Below are 26,394 nucleotides of genomic sequence, written 5' to 3'. Positions count from 1 at the left end.
CAGAACCGACTAACGAACCACCCTCTCCATGTGTTTTTTTCTCTTTGCGATTAAAACAATATGGCACATCTTTGTTGTGATGATCTGCAAGCGCAACCGCAGTTGTGGTTGCAATTGGAATACCTTTATACGCAGGGCCGAACAACACATCATATTCAATTGCTGCATCTTCCAATGCTGCCGCATAAAAACGACCTAAGCGAGCAAGGTCACGACCAGTATTGAATAATCCCGCATTAAAAAAGTAGGGACTTGTACGGCCTGATTTCAGCGTAAACTCGCCAAATTTTAAAACCTGCTTTTCAAGTGCAAATTCAATAAACTCTTTTTGATATGCTTTCATGGAAACCCTTTTACTGTTGCGCTTAAGCCAAAGCTTGTTTCTGAATATCGATAATTTCGCGAATTGAATGTTTCGCAAGATCGAGCATTTCATGAAGTTCTTCGAATGAGAACGGTTCACCTTCCGCCGTGCCCTGCACTTCGATGAGTTTGCCAGTTTCCGTCATGATAACGTTCATATCAGTCTCGGCTTCAGAATCCTCAACATACTCAAGATCTGTAATTGCTTGACCATTATAGATCCCCACTGAAATAGCGGCGATCATGCAGCGAAGTGGGTTTGCGTTGATCATACCTTTTGCTCGCATAAACGTTAGCGCATCAACCAATGCTACACACGCGCCACTAATAGAAGCAGTACGCGTACCACCATCAGCTTGAAGAACATCACAGTCGATAGTAATGGTATTTTCACCCAACGCTTTTAGATCCACCGCAGCACGAAGCGCACGAGCGATCAAACGTTGAATTTCCATTGTACGGCCGCCTTGTTTACCTCGAGCCGCCTCTCGGTCATTACGGGTATGTGTAGAACGTGGCAACATACCGTATTCCGCGGTGATCCAACCTTTGCCCTGTCCTTTCATAAATCTTGGGACACCTTGCTCAACCGTTGCTGTACAAAGTACTTTCGTGTTGCCAAATTCCACTAATACTGGTCCTCAGCATGCATTGTGTAATTACGAGTAAAGGTTACTGGCCTGATCTGGTTTGCGGTTCTCTGACTTGGACGCATCCACGTTCCCCTAATAGCTGAATTTGTTCCATTATAAAGGTAAGAATCCTTGGTTGCACGCCGAATTGTCATTGCCTATGGAGTACAACTCGGTTTAGGCTATAATGCGATAGTTTAGATATGTATATTAATTAGGAACTTTTATGATCCATAGCATGACCGCTTATGCCCGTCGCGAAGTTAAAGGTGATTGGGGTACTGGAGTATGGGAAATCCGCTCTGTAAACCAGCGTTACCTTGAAACTTTCATTCGAGTCTCCAGAACAATTTAGAGGACTCGGTTCCGTGATCCGTGAGCGTCTGCGTCTGCAATTGCAACGTGGTAAAGTGGAAGTGTTTTTAAAGTTCACCGCAAACCCGGCCCATGTTGGCGAACTGACCATCAATGAAACGTTAGCTAAACAACTTATTTCCAGTGCAAACTGGGTAAAAGATTTAAGTGGCGGCGACATTAATCCAGTCGATATTCTGCGTTGGCCGGGTGTAATGGAAGCACAAGAGATTGATCTTGATTCAGTAAACAGTGAATTACTTAACGGTTTTGATCAACTCGTTGAAGACTTTAAAGCAGCTCGAGCAAGCGAAGGTGCAAATCTTGAAGAGATGATCCAAACTCGCCTTGATTCAATTCTCGAGCAGGTTGCCGTAGTAGAGACTCATCTCCCTGAAATTAATCAGTGGCAAAGAGACAAACTCACTCAGCGACTAGATGAGTTAAAAATGGACATCGATGAAAGCCGACTAGAGCAAGAGTTGATCTACCTTGCCCAAAAGCAAGATGTTGCAGAAGAGTTGGACAGACTTCGTTCGCACGTGAAAGAAACGAATAAAGTCCTTAAAAAAGGCGGGGCTTGTGGCCGTCGTTTAGATTTTATGATGCAAGAATTTAATCGTGAGTCAAATACACTTGCTTCAAAATCAATCAACACCAATATCACCAATGCAGCGGTTGAGTTAAAGGTATTAATCGAACAAATGCGTGAGCAGATCCAGAATATCGAGTAATTCCACTCATCGGGACAGGTTTGTTTCAATCTGTCCCTCTATAAAACGCCTCAGTTTCTCGCATTCTTAATTTCTACCCTTTAATGCATTTGTCCACTTCCCCATTGATGAAACTCATCTACCATTTCATTATCTGCAAAGTACAGAAAGACTTAACTATTAGGCTTTAACCTTGAATATTCGCAAGCAGACATGGATTCGTTGTGCATGGTACTGCAAAGAACTCTATTGATTAGCGGGATTTCTGTTGGCTCTGTGCTGGGGTGTTGTTTGAAAATAAAAAGCCAGTGACAGGCACTGGCTTTTCGCATCAATGCGTTATGGTGCAGTTTAAAAACGACGTTCCACACCAAGCATCAGTGTATTTACATCGTTGCGTTCACGTTGCTCAAACTGAAACTGCGCTCTGATTGACGTATGTTCAGATACCTTATAGCTACCACCAATGCTCACCAGCGGATCGGTGCCATCAAAAGACTTTGAAAGCTTAGTTCCACCATTAATGGTCGCGTTAACATCCGTTTTCCATTTTTGCACACCTGCCGACACATCAACGGAAAAATCAGTGCTCACAGGCAGTGAATACCGTACCGCAAGTGAAGCCGATTTCCCCAAAATAGGCGCTGCGTAAAGTCCTTCTTCACCAGAGGACGCTGGCAAAATAAAGTTATTTGAAGCAGTTCCTAAATCTTCATATTGGAAAATAGCATTCCAGTTTTCCATAAAGGTGTAACCTGCACTGAGATAGTAACCACCTGCAGAGTCATCGACTTGCGATGATTGACCTTGCCAGTTACTTGGGTAAGAAATGCTGGTTGCTTTAGCCGTGGTTAACCCCCCTCCAAGCATCCAATTCTGCGCAGCATAGCCTTGTGGGCTTTGCAGCAAGCTTAACGCGCTCACAAGGAATGGCACAAGGAAGAATCCTTTATGACGAATGCGTCGGAGCAGGCCGAACAATCCACCGATTACTAACATCCAAATAGATGTACTACCTGATGACTTACTTTCTACATGGTTGTTCACGTTGGTATTCTCCGCGTTTACCGTCATGGTTAATGTCCCGCTTGATGCCGCACCCAGCTCATCCTGCACGTAATATGTAATTGTATCGATACCAGTAAAACTTCCGTTTGGTACATATTTGATTTTTTGATCATCCGTTACACTCACATTTCCTTGTTGGGCTACTGCGTCCATTAATATTAATGCGTCGCCTTCAAGATCGGTGTCGTTCACAAGTACGTCGACAATCGCAATCTGCCCAATGTTTACTTCGGCGCTGTCTGGTTGAACAGTTGGCGGATTGTTCAGTTTAATTTCAACTTTAACTTCCCCGCTTGCCGTCCCGCCTTGATTATCGCTAATGCCATACAAAATAGTTGCTGTACCTAGCAAGTTCGTTGGTGGCGTGTAGCGTACTTTATTATCGACAATGTCAACTACACCAAAGTCAACGTTGGCACTGGTTATCGTCAGCACATCGTTGTCTTCGTCAGTATCATTGGTTAAAACATCAATGACCACCGCAACCCCTTGTCGAGTTGACGCCGAATCAGCCGTCACCACAGGGAATGCATTGCCGTTATTCATAACCGCAATACCGCCTGGATCAACAATCGTTCCGTTTGCGACACCATCGTCGTCGTTAGGTCCACCGTCTTGAATACTTAACTGCACACACCAATGACCCGGCGTTAATCCCGCTTGCCATGATGAGTCACCTGGTGGTGGGCAATAGCCTTTTTCTCCCAACGCAGAATAAATCTGGTTTTGACCATCTATAACGAAGTCTCCCCACTGGCCGCCTCGTAATTTACGGTAAGCTGGGTTCATCGGAATCGGTTCTCGCTGCGGCAATACGATGTCATAAACATCCCCCGCATTTGGCAAGCCGTTCGCAATGAAGTCAAAAATACCACCAACGTTTTGCGCGGCTTGATCTTGAGTAAGTTCGGAATTAAATAATTCCACGCCACCTGACTGGTTCTGAGGTACGTTTGCGCCTTTTCTGAGACATACGCCTGGAGAGCCTCTGCAAGGAATTGGTTTGGATCCGTTACACGTTGCTGAATCACGTTACAATCGTCAATGGCATCGAGATAATCAGGAATACCGTCTCCATCACTGTCTTTTACACCTTCTTGAGAATCAGGTATTAAGTCACCATCCGAATCTTGATCGCCAAGTTGAGGCAAAGATTCAATGACTTCAATAAAGCTCGATTTCTTGCTCGTTAACGAAGGTGACCCATTGTCACTGGCAATTGCATCTATCTGGTAAATACCCGGCGCCACGTTAATTGGATCAAAGACAAATTGCAGCGGATCAGCACTTTGGTTAGTGAGTGCACCACCATTCACTCTCCATTGCAGAGTAACTTCATCGCTAGGATTCACATCCATCACATTGGCGACAAGCGAAACATCACCACCTTGCTGAGTCACTAAATTACGTTCTTCACTATTTTGCGTAACGCTGAGTGATAACGTCGGCGCGACATTTTGCTCAACAATATCGATACGGGTTGACGACTTCGCACCAAGGTTCAGCCCGGAGCTCAGTGTTACTTCGATAGTTTCAATGCCCTCAACGAGTCTCATCCGCAAATACATCGTAGCTAATTGTCGCTTGCGTGCCTGAGTCAATGACCACCACTCCATCCGTCAAGCTGTGATCCGCTGACGTCGCAGTTCCAGAAACTGAATAGGCGACTTCTACAGGGTAACTTGGAGATGTACCATTAAGGAAAACACTGAAACTGTTTTGACTATCTTCAACAACAGTGCTGTTTTTGCTTATAGAGATTAATGGCTCCACATGCACAGTTTGAGTTGCAAATTCAGTTCTACCTTGGCTGTCTGTCACTTGCCAGTACACTAAATGACTTCCTGGTGGGAATATCGTTTTACCATCCACCAGCGACACAGGCAGTGGTAAACCACCAGCATCAAATGCCGTCGCAACCCCTAAGTCAACTTTGGTAAAGAGTCCTGTCGCTCTGACAGTTAAGTCTGCTGGTGCAGTAATCGTAGGCCCACCGCTGTTAGATGAGTTCAATTGCAATGAAACGTTCGCTTTTGCTCTGGCTTTCGCTTTGTCTTCAATGAGATAACTCAAGGAAATTGGGCCACTAATGACACCTGATGTTTGCAGTTCAAGCGCACCATTGGCGAAAGAAACGCTGCCAAGCGAAGATTTTGCACCAATAATGGTCAGTGTATCGCCATCCACATCCGAGTCATTTGCCAGAACATCAAGGGTGTATCGGTTATCCGCATTAATAGAAAGATTAAATTGGTCATCATTCGCCACAGGTGCATCGTTAACTGCACTAACCGTCACTCCTACAACTGCAGTATTCGAGGTTAGTTTTCCATCGCTTGCAAGATAACTAAACGTGTCTATTCCGTTGAAATTCACGTTAGGTGTGTAAGTAATCGTTGTGCCTTGGACTCTCACTTGACCATTGGACGGCTGCGAGACAATCTGCACACCGAGTGGATCTTTATCAATATCGCTCACTAAAGCTGCAAAGCTGGTTGTCCCGTCTTCTTTCAGTGCTATCTGCATATCTTTCGCGATAGGAGCGGAATTCACAGGAAGCACTTGAACAGCAAAACTCGGTAACGAGGCTGATAAAGGGCCATCGCTTACGGAGATAACAATACCATTGTACGTACCAATATCGTCTCTCGTTGGCGTACCTGTCAAAGTACCAGAATTCGAGTCAAAGCTCGCCCAAGCTGGTTTATTCGCGATAGAGAACACCAATGTCGGAGAATCAACATCGCTTGCGGTCGGCGTAAATGAGTAGTTGTTATCCTGCTTCACTGTGGTCGCTGGCACACCGCTAATAACAGGCGCGTCGTTGACGTTATTGACTGTCAAAGTAAACGCGGGTAAAGACACAGAGGCTTTGCCGTCACTAACGGAAATGACTATCCCCGTGTAGCTTCCTACTTGTTCATTTAACGGCGTACCACTTAACGTACCTGTCACTGAGTCAAAGTTTAACCAATTTGGTTTGTTTGTAATTGAGAAGGTCAGCGTATCTTTGTCGATATCAGAAGCACTTGGCGTAAACTGATAAGCTGAATCTTCATTTACCGTTACTGAAGGCGTACCCGTTATGGTTGGCGCATCATTAATTGCATTTACAGTAATTTGAATCGTTGCTGGAGATGAATCCAACTCGCCGTCATTGGCTACAACGGTTAGACTATCCGCTCCACTGAAATTCGCTTCCGGTATATAAGTTAGCGTACCTGCAGAAATTGTAGCGCTACCGTGGCTCGGAGACGTGCCGATTTTATAGGTCAGCGAACTTCCCTCAATGTCCGTACCACTTAACGTCACATTCAGCGTTGTATCTTCATCCACGCTGACCGAATCAGAATTCGCAACAGGGCTATCATTCACCGCATTTATCGTAAGATTGACCGTAGCTTGGTTAGAGTCAACCGTGCCATCATTTGCCTTGAAGATAAAACTATCTGTACCACTATAATTCACGGATGGTGAGTATAACCAAGTGGTATCACTTTGTTTGGTCAGTGAACCATTTTGGGTACTCGTAACAATGCTATAAGTGAGAGGATCTTTATCAATGTCAGACGCAGCCAACGTAATCAATAACGTGTTGTCTTCATTAAGAGTGAGGGATTGCCCTGTTGCCAACGGCGCATCATTTACCGCCGTTACGGTCATGGTAACCGTTGCTTCATTGGAAACAGCCCCATGACTGTCCTCTACAGTATAAGTGAAGGTATCCGTTCCATTGCTGTCTTTATTCGGTGTATAGACGATGGCTCCGGTTTGAGTCACTTGTGTACTACCCTGCGAAGGCGCTTTGACGACGGTCAGCGAGACTCAAATTAAAGCTATCGCCCGTATCAACATCGGTATCATTGCCCAACACGTTGACTTCGAACGAGCCATCTTCCAGCAGCTGCGCCTGGTTATCAACGGCGACAGGGGCATCGTTAATCGGTGTAATGTTCAACGTCACGGTCGCCGCGTTCGATGTTGCACTGCCACTGTCTTTTAGCGAGTAGGTAAAGGTATGTTGTCCATTCACGTTTGCTTTTGGCACGATATTCAGTGTGCCATCGCTTGCAATCGTGACGGTTGCAAAGCTATACACACCGGCACCTTGCCCTACATCTTGCAACGTTATGCTACTGTTGTTAAAAGCACTGTCTTCAACATCAGTATCATTGCTCAAAATATCCAAGGTCGTGCTGGTGTCTTCATCAAAGGTTTTGCTATCGGCATTGGCTACAGGCGCATCATTAATGGCACCGACATTGACATCCACCTTCGCGTTCAAAGACACACCACCTTCACTGTCTTTAATGTTGTAGGTAAAGCTATCCGGGCCATTGGTATTGGCATTTGGCGTATATACAAAGGTGCCATTTTGTTGGTTAATCGCCACACTGCCTTTCGTCGGCTGAGTGACTATCGTTAGATCCCCTGTTGGATGTGTGTCTTCTACATCGGTCGCTTCACTGCGCACATTTAAGGCCGCACTAGGTGTGTCTTCATCGGTGTTGATGACCAAGTCTTTTGCAGTAGGCACGTCGTTAACAGCAGTGATAGTAATACTGACCGTTGCGACATTAGACTCTTGCGAAAGTGCATCTTTTACCGTGTAGGTAAAGGAGTCGGAACCATTTACATCTTTGTTCGGTGTGTAAGTGATTACCCCACTGTTAATGCTAATCGAGCCTTTTGTAGGTTGTGTTTTGAGTGCAGCTGACGAGGCAACCATATCGCCATTTGCGTCAGAATCATTCGCTAACAAATCAAATTGCTTTGCCGTGTCTTCGTTGGTGCTAAATGAGTCATTTACCGCTGTCGGTGCAACGATGTAGCTTTTATTAACCGTATCTGATACGAGCGTAGCGTCATTACCAAAACTATCCGTCACGATTACTTCTAGGGTTAATGTCCCTTCATTCAAGTTCGTGACATCGATACCGGTCACTTGCTGTGTTGCGCTTGTGATCGTTTGGCTACTCGAACTCGAAATCGTTGATGTGCCGTCTTTTATTTTGTATGTAAACGTTGTACCAATTTCTGCGCTGGCGAATGTAAAGCTCAGCGCAGTTTCATTTGTTTTTGTTATTGCTGTTTGGTCGATGTTGACGCTGTGCCCTGTTGGGGCCACGTTATCAAGCGCAATTGTTTTAGTCGTCTGCGCTAGAATTATTGCCCGCGGTATCACTTTGCGATGCAGTAACGGTAAGATCGCCATTATTGAATGTACTCACATTCAATTCTTTGCCCGTTAATGTCCAATTACCCGATCCATCCGCCGTCGTTGTGGTGCTTACTTCTCTAGAACCAGAATCACTGATCTTCACCGTAACCGTTGCACCAGACTCAGCACCGGAACCCTCAATAAGTACGGTATCATCTTCTGATGCATTAACCTTATTATCAACCTCTATTGGTGTAGTAATAGCTGGGGTAGAAGGTACTGTTGTGTCAATTACAACACTCAGCCCTGCCGATGCAGAACTGACGTTATTGCTACTGTCTTTCGCTTTCGCTGTAATTGTGTGTGTCCCTTCGCTCAGGGTGCTGCTTGTGATTTGCCAATTTCCGCTTCCCGACACAGTCGCAGAGCCAATAGCGCTCGCACCAGCTAACGAACTATAAAGTTCAACTGTTGCACCTGCCTCGGCAGTACCACTGAACGTTGGTGTTGTATCGTTAGTGATATTATCGGTACTCGACGTACCACTGTCGGAAGCCGCATCTAGATCTGGTGTAGACGGCGCACTGGGTGCTACGTTATCGTTCACAGTGATTGAGAACGATTTTTGGAACGTTGTATCACCATCATTTGTTTGGATACAAACGATATAACTACCCGCTGAGAGTGCTGCATTGGTCTCTAAGTTACTACCATTAATTTGGAAACTACCATTGCCTGTACTTGCGGTACATGAACCGTTCGCACTTGAGCCTGTCGTGAGCGTATAAGTAAAGCTACTATCATCAACGTCCGTGGTTGAGAGCGCCCCAATATTATAATTGGCCGCAGTATCCGATTGATCTACTGTGCTATTCGCTAAACTAATATCTGTAGGCGCATCGTTTACAGGCGTTATTGTCACTGAGGCCTGATTGGTGCCCGCACTGTCTGACGTGCCATCATTAAAGGTGTAATTAAGCGTTACGCTTGTACTTGGATTTTCGGAGGTGTTCGAATAAGTGATCGTTTGCAGCACATTATCAACTAATGCTGACGTTGCGTTGCTGTTAAAGGTTAGCTTTAAGGTACCAGCCGAATTTGTTGTCACGGTACCCACTTCTGTGCTGTTGTAACTAAAGGAGCCACTTTCAGTAAGTGTTGATAACAACCCTGAGTTGCCAAAGACATCTTCTGAACTCGCCCCACCATTACGTACAATAGTTAACGATGCATTGTTGTAATTACCATTACTCGAGTTCAATGCATCGAGTTCAGTGTCGGCAACCACAACATCGGAATCAATAACCACCGCAGAGCCACCTTCAGTGAAGGTAGCGGCACCATTTAAATTACTGAAAGTCGGTTTTTCATTGTAAGCAATTAGGGTAATTAGTGTATCACTGCCACTGTCTGCCACCGTGAAATCCAATGTGCTGCCCGGTGAGTTCGTCAGCGACAGTGAAATTTCAGCTGAGCTAAAGTCCGTCGCATTGGTATCCACTTCCAATGTGCTGTTACCATTAAATCTCACATTACTGGTTGATAGCCCAGTAACGCCTGTCACTGTGATGGTATCGCCGATTGCCAAATCCGTGATGGTATCGCCATTTAAATTGCTCGCGCTACCAATAAAGTTGTCGTTGCCACCATTACCCGTTAACGAGTCTGTGCCACCACCGGGGCGTAACGTATCTGCGCCGCTACCGCCAACAAAAGTATCATTCCCGTTTAGATCCGTTGCGCTAATGTTTAACGTGTCACCACTAAAGGCACTGGCATTAATCGATAACGCATTGGTGATGGCACTTCCCGTAGTATTCGTGATTGCCACAGCTTGACCATCACTATTAAAGTTATCCTTTAGCGTGATGGTAAAGGCACTGTTTGTGCCAATGGCCACCGTTTCAATCGCAGAAACTGTCTCTGATGAGAAATCAAAAGTCCCCCCATCCATGAGTTTTAGTGTTTCACTGCCACCTGAGCCTGTGAATGCGCTAAAATCACTCAGGTTTGCCGAGTCGATTGCAACACTAGCACCCGAAAGTAAACTCAGTGTGCCTATATTTAAAAAACTACCGTGGCTCACATCAGCACCGTCTGAAACAGTCACTGTGTCAACAACAGAAGCTTCACCAATTAAAGTGCCAGAGTAATTTGCACCACCAAGAGCAAACGTTACTGCATCTGTTGCAGAACCAGCCGTCACGCTCACCGTACTGCTTACTGTAATGGTTCGACTATTCGTCGAGTCATCAGCTACAGAGTAATTTTCAACATTACTTAATGTGGTAAAGCTACCATCGCCTGAAATGTTGATGGTTTCGCTGCCAGTCGCCGTCACTGTGCCACTGAACGCGCTGTGCTGAGAAACCGTCATTGATACCGCGGCGCCACTGGCTAAAGTCAAATTAGTAATATTGTTCAGTGTTGCAGAGGTGATATTAGCGCTAGAGGACATGGAAAGCGTATCCGAAGTGCTGTTTTCCCCCGTTAACGTGCCAGTATAAGTTAATGAACCAACATCAAACGTAATCGCGTCCGTAGAAGATGTGGCAGAAACTGATGTGCCTGCAGCACCTAAAGTAATAGTACGGCTATTGCTTGAAGCGTCATTTACTGTGAAAGTTTCAATATTAGATAAGGTGGTAAAACTACCGTCACCGGTAATGGTAATGGTTTCGTTACCCGGAGCTGTGATTGTACCTGCAAACTTTGACGGGTGAGTGGCTTTCATGGTTACTGAAGCGCCACTTGCCAAAGTTAAGTTTTCAAAATTAGCGATCGTGGCGCTAGAGATATCAGCACCACCAGATAGACTGAGCGTATCAGTGCCGTTAGCAGGGTTTAGTACTCCCGTGATGGTGAGACTACCTGCGTCAATCGTGTCGTTACCAGAGCTACCCGTAATATTCTGACTGGCGCTCGATAAAGTGACGGTATTGGCTGCACCTAACACATAAGTTTCAATACTGCTTGCCGCAGTAAAACCATCGGTTGCGGTCGAAATCGTAATTTGTTCTGTGCCTGCACCACTGATACTAGAAAAGCTATCGTGCTGCGCTTCAGTCATTGTAACAGACGCACCGCTGGATACCGTGAGGTTTTCAAACGCGCTTACTGTGGCCCCAGCGATATTCGCGCCACTTGCCAGTTCTAAAGTATCGCTGCTGCTACTACCAGTTAATGTACCAGTCGCCGTTATTGCCCCAGTTTTAACCGTAATAGTATTGCTGCCCCCAGTTACGTTTTGCGATGCACTCCCTAAAGTGAAAGTCAGCGCGGCATTAAGTGCATAAGTTTCGATGTCGGCGTCGCCCGACAGTACCCCATTACCATCTGCACTACTAATAGTAAATTGATTCGTACCCGAACCATTTATCGTAGTAAAGGCTTCATGTTGCGATTCAGAAAGGGTGATTGATGCACCGCTGTCTGGTGTTAACGTTTCAAAATTTGTTAACGATGTAAACCCTGTTAAATCTGAGCCTGTGGGCACAGATAAAGTATCCGTGCCAGAGCCGCCGTCTGCTGTCGAGCCGGTAATATGACTAGTACTCGCTATGGTCAGCGTTTCATCGCCGCTGCCAAAAATAATGGCAGGTGAAAGGTTCGTGCCACTCGTAGTATTAAAACTTGCAGCAGTAGAACTTGTGGCGTTCACATCAGACACACTAATCGTTGAAGTACGTGATGTACTGCTCGCAGTACCATCATTAACAACGACTGTGACTGTTCTTGCGGTGGTATTTGGAGTGCTGGAGGTGTTGTTGTAAGTGATAGCTTGTAGGAACGTTGCCACTTGTGACGCTGTAGCGGTTGCACCTGTAATGCTAATGGTATCTTGTAAAGAAATAGCAGACGAACCTGAAATGCCGTCTAATGCATCTTGTGCGGCTGCAGAAACCGATAAACCTTCAGAGGTCCCATCTTGATCGTTGGTCAAACTGACGGTGATGGTTTTAATCGTGTCGCCGTCAGCATCCGAGACTGCAGCATTTGGAGCAATATTTACCGCTCCGCCCCCTTCTGAGAAGCTCACGCTACTGTTATCGCTCCCAGACGTTGAGTCTAAGTCAACCACGGGTGCTGTGTTTGCTGTCGTAAAATCAAATGTTGTATCGTCACTTATTCCAGCAAAACTATTACCCGCAGAATCATCTACGGCAGTCGCATCAATGCGAATTGCATAGTTACGGTTGCCTGTAAGGCTATTCGTCGGATTAATATAAATCTTATCATTAGTTATACCAATGCGGCCTGCGCTTGGTGATGTAGTTGTACCATCACTTTCAGTTGCCACATTGAATACTTCAAAGTCACTGCTACCCGTTACATCACGAATAGTTATGTTACCCGTACTCAGGATGATAGTTTCATTGAAATCAATAATAATGTCGCTACTGCCTGTTACATCTGTTGCATTATCATTCGGTGTTGAATTTGAACTATCAAATGTCGGGGCTGTGGTATCAATCGTAAATGAGGTTATCGGTAATGCCGAACTTGCGTTTCCTGCAGAGTCAGTAATTGTAATCGTACAATTACTGTATGTGCCTGCAGCTAAAGGCGTTGAATTATTCGTTTGAGTCAAGGTAATCGTTTGATTGCCTGTACTGCTAATAGTTGTTGAGCTAGACGTGCCACAACTGCCTCCGACTGATAATGTCCCCGTCTCGGTTGTACTAAAAGTATAGTTTGGCGTCGAATCATTGGTAGGTGTTGTCACTGAGGTGACTTCAGCTAATGTCGGCCCGGTTGTATCGATGGTAAAACTTGAAATGTTCAAAGCTGAGCTGGCATTGCCTGCTGCGTCAGTGACGGTAACCGTGCAATTACTATAGGTCCCATCTGCTAATGGCGATGAGTTGTTTGTTTGTGTTAACGTGATGGTCTGGTTACCCGTACTACTTATGGTGGTGGAAGTTGACGTACCGCAACTTCCTCCCATTATCAAGGTGCCAGCTTCATCGGTAGTGAAAGTAAAATTAGGCGTATTATCGTTGGTTAGGGCATTAACCGCAGTTACTACACTGATAGTGGGCGCGGTATTGTCAACAGCTGCTGCGGTGAAAACCAGATTATCCAAGCCAATGGTGTGATTTTCTACCGAATCAGTAAAGCTCATGGTCACTGAGTTTACGTTAGTCCAATCACTTGGGTTCAGCGTAGCAATAAGATCTCCTAAATCCGCATCGTTCGTCGCAATACTTACAGGCGTTCCTGAGTCAGGTGTAAACACATAGTTGCCTTGATCTGCATGGGGGCTGAATTCACCAATTTGGAATTGGGTTATCGCTACTGGTGAGCTAAACGAAATTTGCCAAGTCTGAACATTAGAAGATGTTCCAAAATGTAGAAAGCCCGAATTAACAGTAATGTAGTTACCGTTACTTTGCGTTGCAGTGAGGGTAATACTATCTACAGTAGATGTTCCTATGCTTGTTCCCGAGCCTGAGATAGAGGGAAAGGTATAGGTTGCAGCTGTTACACTAGTGCTAAACAAAGATATACCGATAAATATCGAACTCTCACAACGACGAGTGAGCTTCGAGGCGTTAGCCAAAAACCGTTTGCGATTGAAATACATTGCTTTTTCCTGTTAATAACTCAACTAAAGCGATTGCCTAACATTAGATGTAAAATAGTAACCACCCTCATCAAGATTGCTTTTAAAGTCACTTTCACCAAAAGTAACTTTAAAAACCCCCTAAGTAATCGTATTCCCTATAACCAAAAGCGAGTGACTAACAACCAATAGTCAATCGCTTTATCTCTTTAACGGTTTAGGCTCGTGAAGGATAAATCCCTTGCATCGCTATCAACCAATTTAGGGGCATCACTGGATTAATAATGTTTATGGGGGAGTTTGAGCCTGTATCTCCAACTACAACATTTCCAGCTATGGTGCCGCCTTGAATTTCTAGACCCAAAATATCAATCGTGTTGAAGCCCAACCCTTGCTTAGCAAAACCTGGACTGGCATTAGCTGCAATGTAAGAGTCGCCATCTGGCGTCACTACCGAGCCTAGGTTCGTTGCAACTTTTAATGTCCCAGTGGCAGGCTCACTCGCAGTTTGTACAAATTGAGCAGCGTGATTATGTGATGGCATTTGCGCAAGGGTCATCGTGACAAACTCTCGGCCCATTTTAAAGCCCTGCCTATAATCTTGGCCTCCGGGCATTTGGCCCTGCCCGACTGGGCTTCGGCCACGTAAGTCAGGTAACCCAAATGTAGTTCTGGCATCACCGCCATATTGGGCACCAAGTAATGAAAACAGAGCTGTATTTTCGCTAATCGCTTGAATTTGGCCAAAGCACATAGCCCAATTCTCAATTGTAAACGTGCCGCCAAAAGTGGTTAGCGTGCCAAGATAAGGTTCAGTAGCCATATATATTCCTCTATGTTTGTTTACATACCTTGTTGTGACTATGCCGCTCTCGATACTGGCCTAACATAGTCTTGGTTACTTCTTACTACTCTTACTGCTTATATAATTTACGTCTCTACAATTTAAGCCTGCGCTGACTCATCTTTATTCTCTTCAGGCGCTCCAGCGCTAAACACTGGCGGTATAAAAAACTCAGGTAAAGAAACTTTGCGTGCTTCGCCATCTATTACTTTGTCTAGACAAATCGTACCCAAGTCATTCACACTCAATTGCAATTGAGCATCTTCTTCACTTGTTGGAAAGCGCCAATACAGCTCGGTGGTTTTGTACCGTAACAAGGCCATCTGGTCATATTTATCAAAGTCGCAAGGGTTTTCACAAAACCTATCATGAATGCTCTCTAGCCTTTGTTCACCCAAAAACTGCACCAGGAGCTGGCCCATCCCTGGTATATCAACAATACTGCTTTGACCACTTTTAACAACTAACTCCCCAATCCCCTCTTTTGGAGCAACCTGCTGCGCATCGTTTGCACTTGGGTAACTTCCATTGTTAAAGGGGTATATGAGCAACTCATAATCATACCGATTAGTCAGATTTATCTTTATGTTCATACCTATCTCGCTTCTGAGGTTAATGTCAGCGCAAAGTTAGAATGCAGAATTGATAAACACACTAGCCAAACTACTATCATTTCTTTCTTAACTGAGCTTTCTAAAAAAAATTGCTTATAATTATCAAATTGCTCCATCATCCAATCTGTCTGCTGCCGATATGCGCGTCACTGCCCAGCTCCATACCAGGCTCTAAACAGAACAGCAGAGCAAAACGATATCCATCGAACGTACCTTGATGCGTATTGACGACATCTATACTCACAGCACCATCCAACGTTTTAACAACCAGACCCACTCTTTTATCCAATTGCGTAATTGTGCCGGGCTTAATACCTAGCAAGTTGCAATCAACTTTGCTTGCTTGTAGGAGTTGAAACGTACTTTGACGAAACATAAATAGGGCTGAGGCAACATCAGAATTACCAGCACGAGCCATGTTGGAGATATCTGTGGCACTGTGTTTTAGCCAATTGATTAGCACGTCAGATTGCGTCAATTGTGGAGCACTTTGCGAGCTACTTTGTGCTTGTGATCGCCAAATCAACTGATTGGTGTTACTCATCTCAATATATTCAGAGACAAGATGTGGTAAGGCTTGAGCAACGTTGTAGTGGACACACCTAATCGTATCAAACGGGTGAATAGCAATACTGACTTCACAGCCGATATCACCTGCATCCAACTGTTCAGTGACTTTGTGCAATGTAAGCTTGGTTGATGACTCACCATTTCGAATCTGCCAATATAAAGGTTGAGGCCCTCGATATTCCGGCAGTGGACTTGGATGTATATTGACGAGATGGCTTTGAAAATACTGAATTAAAGAAGGCCGAACCTTGTGTCTAAATAAATAAATAATACCGCGATCGACCCCTATATTATCTAATTGAGCTAAAAGAGGTTGATCTTGTTGTTTATGGTATCGAAGCATAGTGATTTGTTGTTGTTGCAGCCACTGTTGGAGCTGAAACAGATCAGGGTTCGCATCCGCGTCTGGTAACACAACACATGCAAGAAGACCGGCTTGACGTAAATACTCTATCGCTGGAACACTAAGAGAACTGCCTGTAAAAAAGGCAAATTTAAGCATCTGTCTGTCCTTGTATTTTCACTGGCACAAAACCCGGCAGGCCACTCAATTGATAAAAGAATTGCACCGTATCGCCACTACTCGCAACAAAATGCGTGTGCTCGATATCTTTTGGTTTCAAGTCTATATAAATACTGGTGTCAGGCCGTGGATGTGTAATGCCTGAGTCATATTGCTCCACGCCTTCTTGTGCAAACGTTTCTATCTGCGCATATACGGCGAAAATCCGTTTACTCATATCAGTAACACCAACGGGCAATACAACTTGGTTCGCTGGCACTACTTTAACGCCACCCTCTAACTCGACTTCTTCCAAACCCAGTAATGTAGATTTGTTGATTTTCATGATCTCGCCAAGTTCAATCCTATCCTGCTGTGCTACATCTGAAAGCTTGGTTGAGTGGCTATAATCCGCGGCTTTCCACTGTTGGTTAAACTCCGTCTCACCGATCACCATCATGCCTCTAACCGATACATTTTGAGGGATCATCCAACCATCGATATTGAGAAATTGGACTAAATGCTTAGCAATACTTAATTGCCCTTCTTTGGTAAAGCCATGCTGCATGGCTTCTAGCACTAATAAATCAATGCCTACATCTGGCACAAATTGTGTTGCATCCACTTCTTCAATTAACGAAATATACTCGTCTAGCTGCAAGTCTTTTACGAGCTGACGCAACGTCATAACAGCGCCGGGTTGAACATCTATCAACATGACCTGAAGTTGCTGAGCACTGTATTTTTTTGTGTCTTTGTAATAACTCAATAAAGGTAAGATAAGCGGTGCAAAAGGCCCACAAGCTGGGTATAAAATGTTGATTTTAGCTTTGTGCTTAATCTTGCTTTGGATCGCTTTATCAATGCCTCTTGCATACCCTTTTATACGGTAAACATCTTTTATCGTGTGCTTACAATTATACGGTGACATGATAAGACCCGTAGGCGAGATGTACTGACGGGTTAGTACTTCTTGACTCAGCTCTGCAAGTGCCATTGACTGCACAGCTTGGTCATACATAGTTTCAAACGCTTTGACTAATTGATGATGAGTTACTTTTGTATCACTCAATATCAGGCTAATTGCGTCAACAAAGCTTTTTTGCAATAGCTCGATACGTTGTTCAACACTGATTTTAGATTGTAATAATGACTCAAGTTGAGTTCGAATAGAGTGTTTAAGTAGTGAGTCTATGCTCGGATCAGCATAAGCTGAAACGGGTTTACCGTTTGTTTCTTTTAATCTTTCCATGATTTTACCACCAAATTGGAAAATCTTATTTAACAAAAATTTTTCATTAAAAACATAGTTCAAACAAGGGAAAAAGTCTGTTCTTTTAGCGCTTTTTACTTTTTATTTTTTATTTGGGCGCATTACTCCAGTAAAACCAAATTATTTACTACTGTACATTACAGTGCATTACAGTTGATTGATAATGCAACTAAACTGCTGCTATTTTAGGTTAAACAATGATCTGCGATAATTTTTATGAAATTAAATCTAGCCTGTGATGCACACTTCCATTCTCACTTTATTCCTTCTGATTGCGCTCAACGAGTAACGAATGAAATTACAAAAAACTTCGATCTGAGTAAACCGGAGCAAATACGATTTCCAGATGGTCGAGAGCTAGGTGTTTGGCCTTGGAAAATGAACTTTTTAAGCCCTCGTTTATATGAATCGAAAGAATTCTTATCACATCACGGCAGAAGCACTCTGGTATTTGATGAGTTGTTAGGTGTAATGCATGCTGTAAACAAACTTCTAGGGACTGAATTTGATGTATGTGTATGTCTTTATTACCCCAATGGCGATGAGTATATTGACTTCCACTCAGATCTTCCTGCTTTTGGTCCTACAGACACCATTGCCTCTTTGAGTATTGGCGCAACCCGAAACTTTATTATTCGAGATGGAGGCTCAAAAGAAGAGGTACTCAATTTGGAACTTGAAAATTGCTCGTTACTGGTAATGGGAGAAGGTTTTCAAACCATGTATGAGCATGCATTACAAAAAAATGAACGCATTTGCTCAGATAGGTATAACTTCTCTTTTAGAAAATTTCAATTTTCCACACCATGAGTTTGATGGGTGTGGAAGTAACAATGGAATTTGAAGACGCATATCAAGCTTTGCCCTATTCGCCTGTTCTACATTGCATCGAACAACCAAACGACAGGCTTACTGACGTTTATACGTCGTATAGTTTCAAACTTGCACCATCACACTGTTAGGGAGAGCTTGGAAACTGATAACAGCGCTATTTCGGTGCTCTATATCGTTGTATAAAGCAGCTTGTCGATATTGTTCGCAAAAGCTTATCGGACAACCTTGTTGAGACAAAAAGGTCGAGGCCTTATTGATTTGGTTAAGCATGCGTTGCCAACTTTGTATCACCTGCTCTGGCGGATTGGGGGTTTCTCGTAACACCCGTTCAGAAAGTTGAAACTGACTATTCATCGCTACAGCAACCATATTGTCGTTAGCAGCTGCAAGCCAACTGATGCCTTTTTTATTCACGCAAATTAGTGGAAAGTAAGGAGCTAAAGCTGGCAGTACCGTGTTAGTGTAAATCTCGACTTCCCAGTATTTTTTGGCAATCTCACTAAATTTTTCAAACGTTGTAATAGGGTGAAAGTTAGCTTTATCTAGTTCGACGATTTCAACACGGGGTTTATTGGGGTAAACCGTGTCATTGCTTACATCCACATACCACTTGCCAATAATCATCGCATTTTGAAAATATTCATCTCGAAGCGATCCCCACGCCTTTTCGATTACGCCTCCTTGTTTTAGGTAAGCGTTGATCTTTTGAAATGGCGCTGAGGTATTACTTTCAAGGGCTTTGACAAAACGCGTGTACACTTCATCGCGAATTTCCTTACAGCGACCCAAAGGGTAAGGCTTTCCAGAGAAATAAGGAAAATGTGGCAATAAAGTGAGATCGGACTCAACGCGCAACATCACGAGCTGCTTTTCCAGTTCAAATAATTCAGCTTGATTCAATTCCATGCCTGTCTCCGATTAGGGGCGACCTAAAGTCAATAACACAGTCAGTCGTTCCAGTTCAATACGCAAACCCTACCGATTTCCAAATATTGTGTCTATTGTCATAAGGGTTTCTTGTAAATTAATGTGATACCTAACTTGCAGACAAGCTGGCGCACGCGCTGCCAACACAGCATTACATCGCCAATAATACGATGAGTTTTTAAAAACCGCGCGTCTTCGTCTACAACTGCAAATAAGCAAAAGCTTGAATCAGCGTATTGAACAGTAGTCGGGATAGCCAAATCTCAAACGAACAAGATTGAGGCTTAGACTCGGATTGGTTACAATGCGCCTCTTTTTTTGATAATACGTCAAGCAATTCGTAAGAGAGTCGGTATGGCAAATTTAGCTCGTGGCAACTTGTTTATTCTATCAGCGCCGTCAGGTGCGGGAAAATCAAGTTTAATCAAAGCACTGTTAGAAAAACACGACAACTTAAAAGTGTCTGTGTCTCATACCACGCGTCAACCTCGTCCAGGGGAAGAAAACGCGGTGCACTATCATTTTGTTACGGTAGACGCTTTTAAAGCATTAATTGAGGCCGGTGACTTTTTCGAGTGGGCTAAAGTGTTCGATAATTTTTACGGCACGTCTAAGCAGGCGATTGAGACTCAGCTTGCCAGCGGCATTGATGTATTTTTAGATATTGATTGGCAAGGCGCTCGTCAAGTTCGTGAGACTCGTGCCTGACGTTAAAACGATTTTTATTCTTCCACCTTCACGTGAAGAGCTTGAGCGCCGTTTAAATAATCGCGGTCAAGACAGTCAAGAAATCATTGCCGCTCGTATGGCAGAAGCGAAATCAGAATCGTCACACTATTGTGAGTTCGATTATGTGCTTGTTAACGATGATTTCGACACAACACTGAATGAGTTAGAGTCCATTGTGTTAGCTGCGCGCTTACAAACCAAAAATCAAACGGTTAAGCACCAGCAACTCATTGATGAATTACTACGCTAAGTTATCCAGCTACAGCGAACTGTTGGAAGTTAGCAAAAATTAACCATGGTGCTTGGCGAAATCGACACCATACAGTACACTACCCGTTTCCGAGTGAATAATTTTGGAGTGCATAGATGGCTCGCGTAACTGTTGAAGATGCAGTAGAACAAATTGGTAACCGTTTTGATTTAATCCTTGTTGCGGCACGCCGTGCGCGTCAAATCGCAGTCGGTGGCAAAGACCCTATGGTTGAGCCAGAAAACGACAAGCCTACCGTTATCGCTCTACGTGAAATCGAAAAAGGTCTTGTAGATTCAAGCTCTCTAGATCGCATCGATCGTGAAGAGCAGCAGCACCAAGAAGCCGCTGAACTTGCAGCTGTAGCTGCGATTGTTGGCGGTAAGCGCTAAGCACACAGTTTGAATAGCCAACCCACTTGGGTTGGCTTTTTTAATTCTATTCATTGCCTTTGTGCCGTTGGCATCCCTCTCATTTCATCGTATATTCTAAGCATCACTATACCCTTTCAGGAACATTGGAGTGTGAATGTATCTATTTGAAGGTCTCAAGAAAAAAATATCCGAATACCTTAGTCCACAAGACGTTGAACTAGTGCAAAAAGCGTATGTAGTAGCGCGCGAAGCACATGAAGGTCAAACACGCTCAAGTGGCGAACCTTACATTACACATCCAGTTGAAGTAACTCACATACTTGCAAGCATGCGCCTTGACCATGAAACGCTCATGGCTGCGTTAATGCATGACGTCATTGAAGATACCGATTTTAGTAAACAAGATTTGGCTGAGATTTTTGGTAATACCGTCGCCGATTTAGTCGCGGGCGTTAGTAAACTCGATAAACTCAGTTTTAAAGATCAAAAAGAATTCCAAGCTGAAAACTATCGAAAAATGATCATGGCGATGACGCAAGACATTCGCGTGATCTTAATTAAGCTTGCGGATCGAACGCACAACATGCGAACACTGGGTGCGCTACGCCCTGACAAGCGCCGCCGTATTGCCCGTGAAACATTAGAAATTTTTGCACCTATTGCTAATCGACTTGGTATTCACGACATTAAAAACGAGACTCGAAGATTTAGGTTTTCAAGCCTTGTATCCAATGCGTCATCGTGCACTGCGTAACGAAGTTGCGAAGGCTCGTGGCAATCGCAAAGAGATCATCAACAATATTCAAGGTGAAATTGAAGCTCGATTGGCTGAAAGTGGGATCAATGCCTCAGTCAAAGGACGCGAAAAACACTATTACAGCATTTATCAAAAAATGCTTAATAAAGAGCTGCAATTCAATGAAGTGATGGATATTTACGCGTTTCGCATCAACGTCGACAATCTCGATACCTGTTATCGCGTGTTAGGCGTCGTGCATAACCTCTATAAACCGATTGAAACGCGCTTCAAAGATTACATTGCCGTACCTAAAACTAACGGTTATCAATCTCTGCACACCTCACTTGTCGGCCCTCACGGGATCCCTGTTGAAATACAGATCCGTACACACGATATGGATCACATGGCAGACAAAGGGGTTGCTGCGCATTGGATGTATAAAAAGGCAGGTGATAGTTCTGGTCATACTGCGCAGCAACGCGCGCGTCAGTGGATGCAGAGCTTGCTAGAGCTGCAGCAAAGTGCGGAGCTCTTCATTTGAGTTTGTTGAAAACGTCAAAACAGAGCTGTTCCCGGAAGAAATTTATGTCTTCACGCCAGATGGACGCATTGTCGAACTGCCTATGGGCGCGACGGCTGTCGATTTCGCCTACGCCGTGCACACCGATGTGGGTAATACCTGTGTTGGTGCTCGAGTAGATAGACGCCCTTACCCACTGAGTAAAAAGCTCGATACAGGTCAAACAGTTGAAATTATTACAAGTTCTGGTGCGCATCCAAATGCGACATGGCTTAATTTCATTGTTACAGGGAAAGCGCGCTTAGGCGTACGTAACTATTTAAAGAGTCAGCGACAAGAAGAAGCATTACAGCTTGGGCGCAGACTGCTTGATTCGGCCCTTGGCGAAACAAAGCTCGAACAAATTCCTGATGAAACACTGGCAAGAGTCCTCGAAGAGTACAATCTCAGTACAGTTCTTGAGATGCTCGTGGAAATTGGCACAGGCAACATAATGAGTTTGCTCATTGCAAAACGCCTACTGCAAAAAGACAGCGACGAGCTTGAAACACTCGCGAAAAAAGCCAAAGCCGCCATTATTGGGACCGAAGGTATGTTGGTCACCTACGCGAAGTGTTGCCGCCCAGTACCAGGCGATGAAATCATTGCCTACATGAGCCAAGGCAAAGGGTTAATGGTTCACCGTGAAGGTTGTAAAAACATCAAGGGCTGGGAAAACGAGCGAGCCAAGTACTTTGTGGTAAAATGGGAAGATAACCCAGAGAAAGAATACATCGCCAATATCCGTGTTGAAATCATCAACCATCAAGGTGCGCTGGCGAAATTAACGAACGTAGTCGCAAGCACCGCAGCAAATATTGTTGAAATCGCGACTGACGAAAAAGAAAGTAACTTATACGTAATTGACCTTGGCATAACCGTAAAAGACCGGATACATGTCGCGAACATCATGCGACGCATCCGAGTGATGCCAGACGTCCAACGCGTATATAGAAAGAAATAAAGGATAATCCATGAACAAAGCTATCATTTCTACGGATCAAGCACCTGCGGCAATTGGTACGTATAGCCAAGCAGTAAAAGTAGGTACTGCAGTCTACCTTTCAGGTCAGATCCCATTAGTACCAGAAACCATGACGATGGTCTCTGAAGACTTTGCAGAACAAACACACCAAGTGTTTAAAAACTTAACTGCGGTATGTGAAGCGGCAGGCGGAAAATTACAAGATATGGTTAAAGTGAACATCTTTTTAACTGATCTCAGCAATTTTGCGGTGGTGAATGAAATCATGAGCCAATATTTCCGAACGCCATACCCTGCTCGTGCGGCAATTGGCGTCAAAGAATTGCCGAAAGGGTCGCAAATTGAAATCGATGGCATCATGGAATTGCCGTCAACAAACTAACTCAATAAAGCTCGCTCTGCGGGCTTTATTTTTACTTGAGAAAAAACAATAGAATGCTAATCGAGAACCGCTTGACGAGTTGGCATTATTTTAGCACTCTGTTAGTAGAAATCTTGATGTAGCTTAGAAAGGAAGGCTTTAGGTGTTTAAGCTCGCGCACAACGGTAACATTCTTTTAAACGTCGCGGAATTCCAACCTCCGAGTGCGGCTTTTGTCATTGAAGCACTCGAAAAGTCTCCTTTTGCCGATTGCGACATCGATCATGACGCAATCAATCAATTCTTTAAAAACGAGACGAAAGAAAACGTGCTCGTTGTTGGCAAAAAAGTCGATGCTGTTTTTAGTGTCTCTATTTCCGATGATAAAATGGAAGCACTGGCAACCCTAGTCACGGCCAAAGGCGGCAAACTCGTTAGCTTAGAAGAAGCAAAGCGTGAGATTGTGAAAGCAGGCGTCACCCGAGGGTATAAACAAGCATTTTTAGAAGACGTACTCAGCCAACAGTTTGAAGCATCACCCGGCACCGAAATATCAGGCATTGTGGCTAAAGGACGTTCGCCGGTAGATGGTCTCCCTGCAAAATTGCTACCTCATGTTCAAACACTGAAAGAACGCTTAAAAACACCTAAACTTCGTGAAGATGGCACCGTAGACATGCGCGATTTTGGCGCACTTGCCAGTGTGGCACCAGGTACGGTTCTCGTGACACAACGGCCAGCGACGCCTGGCAAAGAAGGGTTTACCGTAACGGGTGACACAATTGAAGCCAAGCCCGGAGCCTCTTTTCAATTAATGGCAGGTGAAGGAACACAGATTTCTCCGCACAACCCACTCGAACTTATTGCCACAATTGCCGGATGCCCTTCAGACATCAACAATGGTATGCGTGTTGACGATATTTTCACGATTGCTGATGTGACCGTAAAAAGCGGCCATGTTGACTTCAATGGTAGTGTAATCGTGACGCACAACGTTGAACCCGGTATGCGAATTCACGCAAAGGGTGATATTACCGTTATGGGTTCCGTTGAGTCGGGTGAAATCGTTGCGGGCGGTAATATTGAAATTCGTCAGGCTGCCATTGGCCATGTGACGGGGAATGAAGAAGATCACGACCTGTCCTGTAAAATTATCGCCAAAGGCGATGTGCACTTATCCCACGGTCAGTATGTCTATGTGGAAGGCGAAAATATCTTCTTTGATAAGCAAAGTAACCATTGCAATATCAAAGCGAAAAAACTTATTCAAGTGGGTCAACCAGATAATCCGAAAGGAAAACTAATTGGTGGCCATATACTCGATGGGCAAATGCTCATTGCCGGGGAAATTGGCAGTGAATCGGGTGCAAAAATGTCGATTACACTTGCTGCAGAGGGTCAAGTTCTTACTGATAAGACAGATAAATGCCTAAAAGATTTAGCCAAAACCGATGAGCAATTGGATACACTACAGCAAGCAATTGAGAAGGCAGATCAAGTAAAAGACGCCACGAAGAAAAAGTTATTACTGGAGAAAATAGGCGCTACGCAACTGCATTACTGTCAAATGTCAGAGCAGCTCGAACATAAGTTAAGTGAACTCGATCACCACTTACACGACTTAGTGGATAACGCCAAAATTGCCGCCAATACGGCTCTACACCCAGGAATAGAAGTCCGTATTTTTGACAAATTCTTAAGAACAACACGCTCCTACCCGCCTTGCAGCGTCATGCTGCAAGATGGGAAGTTAGAAGTCGTATTCAAAACAACTTAAGCATGCAATAACGGTGGATGAGCGCATTGGCTCCTCCACCAACACTCGTCTTTAAACTAACACTTCGCCGACAGAAGCTTTCATTACGTCACTCCACACGCCAACCTGAACTTGAGCGATGTGATCTTTTTGCAGCAGTAACATGGCCACGCGCGACTGACCAATACCGCCACCGATTGTTTGTGGTAATTCTCCTGACAATAAAGATTGATGCCAAGGTAATGCTTGTCTATCTTCATCACCCGTCATTGCCAGTTGACGCACTAAACTCTCACGACAAACTCGGATCCCCATAGAAGACACTTCGAAGGCATCTTTAAGTACTGGGTTCCAAACTAAAATATCGCCATTGAGTCCAACATATTGCTCTTCGTTTTTCGTTGACCAATCATCGTAGTCTGGTGCTCGCACGTCATGGCGTTCACCATCTGACAACGTATGACCAATGCCAATTAGAAATACCGCACCGTAGTGTTCGCAAACGGCTTTTTCGCGCTCTTTGGCGCTTAAGCCCGGGTACATTTCCAATAACGCTTCGCTGTGAATAAACGTGATTGACTCGGGTAAAAAAGGGACCAAGCCAAATTCATCGCTGACCGCTTGCTCCGTTTCTTTCAAGGCTGTATAAATTTCAGTGACGGTCGACTTGAGTTTCGCTAGGGTGCGCTGAGTTCCTGCACAGATCACCTTTTCCCAATCCCATTGGTCAACAAAAACAGAGTGTACTGGACTTAATCGTTCTTCGTCTGGCCGAAGTGCTTTCATGTGTGTGAATAGCCCTTCGCCAATGTCAAAACCATGCTCGCCTAATGTTTTTCGTTTCCATTTCGCCAAAGAATGCACAACTTCGAATTGGCTCTCTGGCAAGGTTTTGACCTTCACTTGCACTGCCTTTTCATGACCACTTAAGTTGTCTTGTGTTCCATCACCGACTTTGGCCAAAATGGGAGCTTGGACTTCAATTAAGTTTAACTTCTCACTAAGAAACTCAGTAAACTTTTGTTTTACATAACTAATCTGTCGTTGTGTTGACTTGAACTGTGTTTTCATAAAAAGTACCTCATTCCCAATGTGATACTTACTGCTTGAAAAGCATAATCAACAAAAATATCACTTTATTCAATATTCATAAGGACAAAAACACAGTTTGAATTATTATCATCAAATAATTACACTTAAATTTAATGATTCCTCAATTC

At 44.2% G+C, this 26,394-nt stretch carries 16 protein-coding genes and 4 pseudogenes (1 of these 20 running past the window's edge); 7 read left to right on the top strand and 13 right to left on the bottom strand.

Annotated features, from left to right (window positions below; translation table 11 throughout):
• Both pyrE and rph read right to left on the bottom strand, forming a co-directional pair.
• Positions 1-343: the 5' portion of an orotate phosphoribosyltransferase gene (gene pyrE, locus J5O05_RS12545; RefSeq protein WP_208842323.1), read on the bottom strand. It extends 302 nt beyond the left edge of the window; the window shows 343 of its 645 coding nt (coding positions 1-343); it begins with the start codon at positions 341-343; the stop codon falls past the left edge of the window.
• 22 nt (positions 344-365) lie between these two features.
• A pseudogene (gene rph / locus J5O05_RS12540) lies at positions 366-1,078 on the bottom strand (ribonuclease PH).
• Positions 1,079-1,221: 143 nt separating this feature from the next.
• On the opposite strand from rph, the pseudogene J5O05_RS12535 reads away from it, so the two are divergent.
• Positions 1,222-2,083: pseudogene (locus J5O05_RS12535) on the top strand (YicC/YloC family endoribonuclease).
• A 330-nt stretch (positions 2,084-2,413) separates the two neighbouring features.
• On the opposite strand, the gene J5O05_RS21920 reads toward J5O05_RS12535, so the two are convergent.
• The 9 genes from J5O05_RS21920 to J5O05_RS12510 form a co-directional block, all read right to left on the bottom strand.
• Positions 2,414-3,976 (bottom strand): Ig-like domain-containing protein, encoded by a 1,563-nt coding sequence (locus J5O05_RS21920; RefSeq protein WP_341874725.1) that lies wholly within the window; start codon positions 3,974-3,976, stop codon positions 2,414-2,416.
• On the bottom strand, positions 3,916-4,686 hold the full coding sequence (locus tag J5O05_RS21915) for a hypothetical protein (protein WP_244369600.1): 771 nt from the start codon (positions 4,684-4,686) through the stop codon (positions 3,916-3,918). The genes J5O05_RS21920 and J5O05_RS21915 overlap by 61 nt, the downstream gene beginning before the upstream one ends.
• Positions 4,673-6,910 (bottom strand): tandem-95 repeat protein, encoded by a 2,238-nt coding sequence (locus J5O05_RS22500; RefSeq protein ID WP_280117648.1) that lies wholly within the window; start codon positions 6,908-6,910, stop codon positions 4,673-4,675. The genes J5O05_RS21915 and J5O05_RS22500 overlap by 14 nt, the downstream gene beginning before the upstream one ends.
• A 7-nt stretch (positions 6,911-6,917) precedes the next feature.
• Positions 6,918-8,345 carry a tandem-95 repeat protein gene (locus J5O05_RS22495; RefSeq protein ID WP_280117647.1) on the bottom strand — a complete coding sequence of 476 codons (1,428 nt, stop codon included), beginning with the start codon at positions 8,343-8,345 and terminating at the stop codon, positions 6,918-6,920.
• Complete coding sequence (locus tag J5O05_RS21900) at positions 8,278-13,878, bottom strand: Ig-like domain-containing protein (protein WP_244369598.1); 5,601 nt, start codon at positions 13,876-13,878, stop codon at positions 8,278-8,280. The genes J5O05_RS22495 and J5O05_RS21900 overlap by 68 nt, the downstream gene beginning before the upstream one ends.
• A 196-nt stretch (positions 13,879-14,074) precedes the next feature.
• Positions 14,075-14,680 (bottom strand): phage tail protein, encoded by a 606-nt coding sequence (locus J5O05_RS12525; RefSeq protein ID WP_208842322.1) that lies wholly within the window; start codon positions 14,678-14,680, stop codon positions 14,075-14,077.
• A 122-nt stretch (positions 14,681-14,802) separates the two neighbouring features.
• Positions 14,803-15,294 carry a hypothetical protein gene (locus J5O05_RS12520; RefSeq protein WP_208842321.1) on the bottom strand — a complete coding sequence of 164 codons (492 nt, stop codon included), beginning with the start codon at positions 15,292-15,294 and terminating at the stop codon, positions 14,803-14,805.
• 136 nt (positions 15,295-15,430) lie between these two features.
• Positions 15,431-16,387, bottom strand: coding sequence for a formyltransferase family protein (locus J5O05_RS12515; protein WP_208842320.1), 957 nt, complete (start codon positions 16,385-16,387; stop codon positions 15,431-15,433).
• Complete coding sequence (locus J5O05_RS12510) at positions 16,380-17,639, bottom strand: SAM-dependent methyltransferase (protein ID WP_208842319.1); 1,260 nt, start codon at positions 17,637-17,639, stop codon at positions 16,380-16,382. The genes J5O05_RS12515 and J5O05_RS12510 overlap by 8 nt, the downstream gene beginning before the upstream one ends.
• Before the next feature lie 237 nt (positions 17,640-17,876).
• On the opposite strand from J5O05_RS12510, the gene J5O05_RS12505 reads away from it, so the two are divergent.
• Positions 17,877-18,470, top strand: a complete 594-nt coding sequence (locus J5O05_RS12505) for an alpha-ketoglutarate-dependent dioxygenase AlkB (protein ID WP_208842318.1) — start codon at positions 17,877-17,879, stop codon at positions 18,468-18,470.
• 126 nt (positions 18,471-18,596) lie between these two features.
• Here J5O05_RS12505 and J5O05_RS12500 read toward each other — a convergent pair whose 3' ends face one another.
• Positions 18,597-19,400, bottom strand: a complete 804-nt coding sequence (locus tag J5O05_RS12500; protein ID WP_208842317.1) for a hypothetical protein — start codon at positions 19,398-19,400, stop codon at positions 18,597-18,599.
• A gap of 375 nt (positions 19,401-19,775) precedes the next feature.
• On the opposite strand from J5O05_RS12500, the pseudogene gmk reads away from it, so the two are divergent.
• From gmk to J5O05_RS12475, 5 genes and pseudogenes are all read left to right on the top strand, one after another.
• A pseudogene (gene gmk, locus J5O05_RS12495) lies at positions 19,776-20,400 on the top strand (guanylate kinase).
• 116 nt (positions 20,401-20,516) lie between these two features.
• The gene (rpoZ, locus tag J5O05_RS12490) at positions 20,517-20,792 is read left to right on the top strand and encodes a DNA-directed RNA polymerase subunit omega (RefSeq protein ID WP_208842316.1); all 276 of its coding nucleotides are present in this window, start codon (positions 20,517-20,519) and stop codon (positions 20,790-20,792) included.
• 136 nt (positions 20,793-20,928) lie between these two features.
• Positions 20,929-23,036, top strand: a pseudogene (gene spoT / locus J5O05_RS12485) (bifunctional GTP diphosphokinase/guanosine-3',5'-bis pyrophosphate 3'-pyrophosphohydrolase).
• A 10-nt stretch (positions 23,037-23,046) separates the two neighbouring features.
• Positions 23,047-23,439, top strand: coding sequence for a RidA family protein (locus J5O05_RS12480; protein ID WP_208842315.1), 393 nt, complete (start codon positions 23,047-23,049; stop codon positions 23,437-23,439).
• A gap of 142 nt (positions 23,440-23,581) precedes the next feature.
• On the top strand, positions 23,582-25,195 hold the full coding sequence (locus tag J5O05_RS12475) for a DUF342 domain-containing protein (protein ID WP_208842314.1): 1,614 nt from the start codon (positions 23,582-23,584) through the stop codon (positions 25,193-25,195).
• A 51-nt stretch (positions 25,196-25,246) separates the two neighbouring features.
• Here the strand turns inward: J5O05_RS12475 and asnA are convergent, their stop codons facing one another.
• A complete protein-coding gene (asnA, locus tag J5O05_RS12470; protein WP_208842313.1) occupies positions 25,247-26,245 on the bottom strand; it encodes an aspartate--ammonia ligase in 999 nt (332 codons plus the stop codon).
• Between the last annotated feature and the right edge of the window lie 149 nt (positions 26,246-26,394).

The sequence above is a fragment of the Pseudoalteromonas xiamenensis genome (assembly GCF_017638925.1).
In the GTDB taxonomy this organism is placed as follows: domain Bacteria; phylum Pseudomonadota; class Gammaproteobacteria; order Enterobacterales; family Alteromonadaceae; genus Pseudoalteromonas; species Pseudoalteromonas xiamenensis.
This window is presented reverse-complemented; position numbering and strand designations above follow the sequence as displayed.